Origin of the sequence: Bradyrhizobium sp. UNPF46, from assembly GCF_006658625.1 — a bacterium.
In the GTDB taxonomy this organism is placed as follows: Bacteria; Pseudomonadota; Alphaproteobacteria; order Rhizobiales; family Xanthobacteraceae; genus Bradyrhizobium; species Bradyrhizobium nitroreducens.
Map to the genome: position 1 here is coordinate 42360 of NZ_LFJB01000106.1, position 6000 is coordinate 48359.

Sequence of the window (6000 nt, forward strand, 5' to 3'; positions counted from 1 at the left end):
CCGCACGCGGGAGAGGCGCTCGACCGCGCGCGGGGCTGACTTCGATCTCACCACTAGACAATTCTCTCTAGAGTTTCGTGTAAGGGCAGGGGCATGGCAGCAGACATCTCGCGGGCCGGGGTCGAGAAGGCCTATGGCCGCTGGGCACCGGTCTACGATCTCGTGTTCGGCAAGGTGTTCGACGCCGGCCGGCAATCGACCATCGCGGAGGCCGACCGCATCGGCGGGCGCATCCTCGACGTCGGCGTCGGCACCGGCCTGTCGCTCTCGGATTATTCGCGCACCACCAAGATCTGCGGCGTCGACATCTCCGAGCCGATGCTGCGCAAGGCGCAACAGCGCGTGCGCACGCTGCGCCTCTCCAATGTCGAGGTGCTCTCGGTGATGGATGCGAAGAACCTCGCCTTCCCCGAGAACTTCTTCGACGCGGTGGTGGCGCAATACGTCATCACCGCCGTGCCCGATCCGGAAGGCACGCTCGACGAGTTCGTGCGCGTGCTCAAGCCCGGCGGCGAGCTGATCCTGGTCAACCACATCGGCGCCGAGAGCGGCCCGCGCAAACTGTTCGAGCTCGCCTTCGCCCCCATCGCGCGCCGCCTCGGCTGGCGCCCGGAATTCCCCTGGGCCCGCCTCGTCAACTGGGCCGCCAAGCACGGCGGCATCACGCTCAACGAGCGCAGGCCGATGCCGCCGATGGGGCACTTCTCGCTGATCCGCTACCGCAAATCGTGATGATGTGACGCGGGAACAGGGGGCGCCGCGCGCGCGTTCCCCTTCCATGCGCACGACAAACCTCATTCTTGCGGGCCTCCTGATCGCCGCTTCAGGCAGCGCGATCGCGCAGGCCCCGCCCGCCCCGGCGACGCCGCCGCAAGCGACCGCGCCGCCATCCCCGCAACATGCCGCCAACTGCATGCCGCAGGACCGGCCCAACCGCTCATCGGACGGCACCACCACCGGCCAGTCCCGGGAACCGCTCGGTGACAAGCTGGCCAAATCCGACGGCGTGCTCTGCCCGCCGGCCGGCGTCGACCCCGAGATGCACGCCCCGGCCCCCGACAGCGGCGGCAACACCCCGGTCATTCCGCCCCCCGGCAGCCCCGGCGGCGACCAGACCGTGCGGCCGAAATAAGAGATCTTCGCGCGTCCGCGATGCTTCGCCTCTCCCCGCGTGCGGGGAGAGGTCGAAATCCGCGCAACAGCGCGGATTTCGGGTGAGGGGGACTCTCCGGGAGTCCTGGAGCGTTTTCGAGCGGAGTGGATACCGGTTCGCGTCAAGAAAACGCGTCTAAACAAGAATCTAGAGCTCCGTTCCGATTCCATCGGAACGGGAAAGGCTCTGGTGCTCGAAAACGGGCAAATCCGCCGCCAAAATCGGCCGCTTTTCCACCGAAACGCCTTGTCCCGCCGAAGCTTTAGCAAACGCGGATTGACTTCCCGGCTCCCCCTTTATTATATGCCGCGCGTTCGCGAGATCGGCCTTCACCGCCGTTCGCGACCCTGTGGCGGGGTAGCTCAGCTGGTTAGAGCACGGGAATCATAATCCTGGGGTCGGGGGTTCGAGTCCCTCTCCCGCTACCAATTCCCCGAGCTTCGGATGGCCGGCCTTCACGAGGTGTTGCACGACCTGCTTCGCGTCGCGCGGGTTCACTTGCTCTTCGTCTTGGGCTTCTTTTTTGGCGCCGGGCCCGCTGCGGCTTCCCGCGCCAGCCGCTCTGCCTTCAGCCGCTCTCGATTTCGAGCAAAGGCCTCCTCGGCGAGCGCGTGCTCGGACATTGCCTTCACTGCATCGACCTGGCGGAAGGCCTTGCGCGCTTCGCGCTCCGCTTTGCTGATCGGCTTCCGCGGTTGGTATTCATCCGTTGGTTTTGTCATCTCGTCTCGATCCAAACGCTGCTCGACAGTCGGGTCAATTCTTGCTTGCCGGCCCGGCTTCTCGCGCCAGGCGCTCCGCTCTGAGACGCTTGTGGTTTTCCTGAAACTCCGGATCGGCGTGGCTGTCCGCTATCACTTGCCGCGCCCCGATAGGATTTTGCGCCTTGCGGTCCGCTTCATCCGCGACCTGTTGTTCGGCGGAGCGCTTCTGTTTGGCCATTGCGCGATCCTTGCATCTGCGATTTGTCCAGAACTATTCAAGTGATTCCCGGGAACAATAGACGCTTGTCGCGCAGGCGGCGACCTCAAAGACGCAGGGTGCCCAGCCCGGCGGTTCCAGCGCACCGGTGAAACAGCCGCACGAACGGTTCTGGTGGGGAGATCGCAAAAGGGCGACGAACCCGCCCCCAGCCTTGGGGACAAGGCTGGACAGGGCCGGACCGCGCGGCGCTGCGCCTGCTTTTGTGAGCCTGAACGGGAAGCAATGGTTACATTGCGTCACAGCATGCTCTACGCTAGGGCGACCGTAGACGATTTGAGAGGTGAGCCCATGTCATATGCCTATAAGCCGAATGAAGACGTACGCCACCAGCCCCAAGGTCCACAAGGACGTGCAGCAAGCGATCCGGCAATGATCTACACCGTCGTTCAATGCATGCCCATCGAGGCAGATGGACGTCTTCGATATCGCATCAAGAGCAAGTCGGGGAATGTCGAGCGAGTCGTAACGGAAGAGCAGCTGTCGGACTTGCAGTGATCTGGCGCGTGCTGGCAGGAGGAGTGTCGTCGTGCTGAATGATCGAGAAAAGATCCTGATGGCGCTTCGGGAGAAGCCGCTCAAAGTCTACGAGGTCATGAGACGCGCCAATGTCGCGAACGAGGAAGCCTGCCAGTCCCTCCTGTTGAAGATGCGAGACGAAGGCTCGGTGAAGTTCGATATCCACAAAGGGCGATGGCACGTCGGATGAGCCCCGTGCCTGCGTCGCCCCTTCCACGAGGTGTCGCACGACCTGCTTCGTGTCCTCACCGTCGCGACGTGGGGATGCGGCGTTGTGATCCTGGCGATGGCGGGACGACTGGCCCTGGCGAGAGCCGGCGCGATGCCCGGGTGGCGGGGTCTGCTGACGCTCAGGCGTCCCTTGGCAGGCGAGCTCTCGGACGAAGTCCACGCGTCCAACCGTCGGTTTACTCGCCTCATGCCCGCGCCCGTCGCGGTTCTGGGCATCGGCGCTCTCCTGTTCTGGCTGGACACCGTGTTCTTTCCAGTCTCCATCAATTGATGAGGTCTTGGTCGCCGGTTACGCGCGGCGAGGAACTCGCGCGCCCGATCGACGCTTGAATCCGCGGGCCAGAGTCGCCGCCGATTGCTGGCCTGCACGGCCCGCCTCCAAGCCCCCCATGCCCCCCAGGGTGGGCCGTGCTTTTCAGGAGGAGACGAGGATCCGGAAGTCAGAGCGGTGGTCGTCGAGGCTGACACGACGTGGCAGCAGCGCGATGCGATGGTTCCTGGGATGGGGTGAGCGAAGCGTAACCCATCATGCCCCTTCCTGCTCAGACCTGAATGCGCTTCGCTCGGTCCATTCCGTGCCCGCCGCCGAAGGAACGGACCATCCCGGCAAGGCATTCACTGTCTGACCAAGACGGGCTCTGACGACAGCAGCATCCGCGGTGGACGAGCAGAAGAGGATAGAGCACCAGATCGAACTCGCCACGCGAGCGGCCGCGCTCGTCAAGGACGAACCCACCGGCCATCGCTTCCGCGGCTTTGCCGAGGAGCTGAAACGAAAGCTCCGCCGCATGATGCGCCGCGGCCAGGTGCGCGCCCGCGCCTACGAACTCTGGGAGCGGGCGGGACGGCCGGCAGATCGCGAGCTGGAGTTCTGGCTCGAAGCGGAGCGGCAACTGGAGGACGAGTGGGAGGAGCGGAAGGGTGTAGGCGATTGTTCTTAGGCGACAGCTGCCGGGCTCGATCGAACGAGCGCCCCGGCCAGCGTCGTCATGCCCGTGCTGTCCCGCCCGCCTGCGGGCCGAAGCCCTTTGGCGCGGCGAACGCCCGGCATCCACGTTCTCGTGCCGGAGCGCAACAAAGAAGAAAGCCGCCGGGCTCATCACCCAGGCGGCCTCGAAAAGTCCGGAGCTGTCGATCGTCGCCGCAGCCTCACGCGTACCGCCGTTACCTTGTTTGCGGCCATGCCTGATCCTTGTACGCCAAGGCGTGTGATTCCGCTGTGATCTGAAGCACACATTGCACAGTTGATGCGAGGCCGGGTGCCGCGTGAGGACTCGAGACGGTGGAGCGGGTGGAGCCCTTGCGGAAGCCCATCATGTCTCGGCAGCGGAAACCTTCGTCCAGGTTTCCATCCAGAAGAAATCGGTGACTGTGACTGACATTACGCGCAGCGGCTTTCTGACGCACGCCCTCGGTGCACGGTTCCGTTTCCGCCGTTCGAGCCCCGGCACGGCAAGTGCGCTTTGCTCGCGTGCGTCGAACGGCTCACGCAACCACCTGAGCGATGTAACGAGATTTGCCTAGCGTTCAGCGCGACATATCAAGCAAGCTCGCGCGCTGTTCCATCGTCGTCGTCGTCGAATGCATCAAATGCGAGCGGTCGCCGCGACCGCAATTCGCATTCTGCCTATGGGCTATCTCACACTTTGAAGATTAGCGGCTCACAATTTGCTGACGCGATGCCGGGCGACATGCGTTGCTTTGTCTAATTCAGGTTGTATGGTGGCCGCGAGCATTTCGACTTGGTCGACGACGTGTGGGCGATGGGTGCTGTCCACATCGTTGGTGGTCTTGATCAGAAGAAGAGTGTTCGCCAGCGGGTGAAATGAGGGACGGAAGACAATGACCGAGGATAAGGACAATGTCGCTGCTCCACATCAATCTCTTCGGCGGTGTCGAGGTTATTTCTGCTTCCGGTGAGTCGGTATCGATCCCCAGCCGCAAGGCTGCAACTCTTCTGGGCTATGTCGCGCTCAGTTCCCCACGGGCCATTTCACGCGGCAAGCTCGCCACCCTGCTATGGGACGGTCACTTCAGCGATCGCGCGCGCGCCAGCCTTCGACAAGCCCTGCTCACGTTGCGGCGCGCGCTGCCGCAATGTCCCGACGTGATCTCGGCCGATCGCGACGACATCCGTATCTGCCCGACCAAGATAAGTACCGATGTCGGGGAGTTCGAGCGCCTGCTGAGGGAGGGCCATCCCGAACGGCTGGCCCGTGCGGCGGTGCTTTATCGAGGCGATCTTCTCGAGGGCACCAGCTCGACGTCATGCCAATTCGAGTCCTGGCTGTCTGCCGAGCGCCAGCGGCTGAGGACACTGGCGATGCAGGCGCTTGCGGGCCTGCTGGATGCCGACAAGCGCGAACACATGGATATCGCGATCGCGCTCGCGCTGCGCATTCTCGCCATCGACCCGCTACAGGAGGGGGTCCATCGCATATTGATGCGCTGTTATGCGCAGCACGGTCGCCGAGCCGACGCCTTGCGTCAGTATGATCTTTGCCGCGCCGTGCTGTGGCGCGACGTTCGCGCGGTGCCGGACCAGGAGACCGAACAATTGCATCGCGAGATTCGCCGCATGTTCCATGCGTCCCAGCGATCCGCCTCGCTCAAATTGCCGCTCGCCAAAAACTTTGACGCAACTTTCACGCTCGACGTGACGCCTGCATCACGATCCCTGTCGTAGCTCTAGCTGCCCGCACAGTGATCGCGACTCCCTTCGGGAAGCGCGTGTCGCTCGCGGATCAGGCACTTCATCAGGAGACTTTGATCATGAGTGGAACACAGCAGCAGTACGAGGATTACGGCCAACTGGACCCGCAGGGGATTTTCGGCTCCATCCTCGGCGGTGCGGCCGGACGCGTTATCGGTAATCTGCTCGGCGGCAAGAAGGGAAAGACCATCGGCGGTGTCGTCGGAAACATCGGCGGAGGTTTCCTGCCGTTTTCGGCAGGTCCGGACACGCAAGGTTCGGCGCAGGTCTCCGAGATGGAGCTGCAGAGCTTCTGGAGCGTCTTGAAGAAGATCGGGCAGGGCGTGCAGACCGGCGTGAACATCGGTCACCAGCTCGGCGTGTTCAGTGCCCAGCCCGGTCTGCAGCCGGCAGCAAGCGCGCC

At 63.7% G+C, this 6000-nt stretch carries 7 protein-coding genes, 1 tRNA gene and 1 pseudogene; 7 read left to right on the plus strand and 2 right to left on the minus strand.

The window, feature by feature from the left end; translation table 11 throughout:
• Window positions 1-93: 93 nt before the first annotated feature.
• From UNPF46_RS34435 to UNPF46_RS34450, 3 genes are all read left to right on the plus strand, one after another.
• Entirely contained in the window at window positions 94-732 is a 639-nt protein-coding gene (locus UNPF46_RS34435) for a class I SAM-dependent methyltransferase (RefSeq protein WP_142253036.1), read from the plus strand.
• 46 nt (window positions 733-778) lie between these two features.
• On the plus strand, window positions 779-1132 hold the full coding sequence (locus UNPF46_RS34440; RefSeq protein WP_100176401.1) for a hypothetical protein: 354 nt from the start codon (window positions 779-781) through the stop codon (window positions 1130-1132).
• A 372-nt stretch (window positions 1133-1504) separates the two neighbouring features.
• A tRNA-Met gene (locus UNPF46_RS34450) sits at window positions 1505-1581 on the plus strand.
• 66 nt (window positions 1582-1647) lie between these two features.
• Here the strand turns inward: UNPF46_RS34450 and UNPF46_RS34455 are convergent.
• Complete coding sequence (locus tag UNPF46_RS34455) at window positions 1648-1875, minus strand: hypothetical protein (RefSeq protein ID WP_100176400.1); 228 nt, start codon at window positions 1873-1875, stop codon at window positions 1648-1650.
• 34 nt (window positions 1876-1909) lie between these two features.
• Window positions 1910-2095, minus strand: a complete 186-nt coding sequence (locus UNPF46_RS34460) for a hypothetical protein (protein WP_100176399.1) — start codon at window positions 2093-2095, stop codon at window positions 1910-1912.
• Between the two features lie 568 nt (window positions 2096-2663).
• On the opposite strand from UNPF46_RS34460, the gene UNPF46_RS34470 reads away from it, so the two are divergent.
• The 4 genes and pseudogenes from UNPF46_RS34470 to UNPF46_RS34485 form a co-directional block, all read left to right on the plus strand.
• Entirely contained in the window at window positions 2664-2843 is a 180-nt protein-coding gene (locus tag UNPF46_RS34470) for a hypothetical protein (protein ID WP_142253037.1), read from the plus strand.
• 700 nt (window positions 2844-3543) lie between these two features.
• On the plus strand, window positions 3544-3825 hold the full coding sequence (locus UNPF46_RS34475; RefSeq protein WP_142253038.1) for a DUF2934 domain-containing protein: 282 nt from the start codon (window positions 3544-3546) through the stop codon (window positions 3823-3825).
• 920 nt (window positions 3826-4745) lie between these two features.
• The gene (locus UNPF46_RS34480) at window positions 4746-5570 is read left to right on the plus strand and encodes an AfsR/SARP family transcriptional regulator (protein ID WP_142253039.1); all 825 of its coding nucleotides are present in this window, start codon (window positions 4746-4748) and stop codon (window positions 5568-5570) included.
• Between the two features lie 86 nt (window positions 5571-5656).
• Window positions 5657-6000 (plus strand): annotated as a pseudogene (locus tag UNPF46_RS34485) (hypothetical protein); the annotation flags it as partial.

What these genes read in the sequence shown, in the direction of transcription:
- UNPF46_RS34435 (WP_142253036.1), top strand. Translation starts at nt 94, where the DNA reads ATGGCAGCAGACATCTCGCGGGCCGGGGTCGAGAAGGCCTATGGCCGC.
- UNPF46_RS34440 (WP_100176401.1), top strand. Translation starts at nt 779, where the DNA reads ATGCGCACGACAAACCTCATTCTTGCGGGCCTCCTGATCGCCGCTTCA.
- UNPF46_RS34455 (WP_100176400.1), bottom strand. Translation starts at nt 1,875, where the DNA reads ATGACAAAACCAACGGATGAATACCAACCGCGGAAGCCGATCAGCAAA.
- UNPF46_RS34460 (WP_100176399.1), bottom strand. Translation starts at nt 2,095, where the DNA reads ATGGCCAAACAGAAGCGCTCCGCCGAACAACAGGTCGCGGATGAAGCG.
- UNPF46_RS34480 (WP_142253039.1), top strand. Translation starts at nt 4,746, where the DNA reads ATGTCGCTGCTCCACATCAATCTCTTCGGCGGTGTCGAGGTTATTTCT.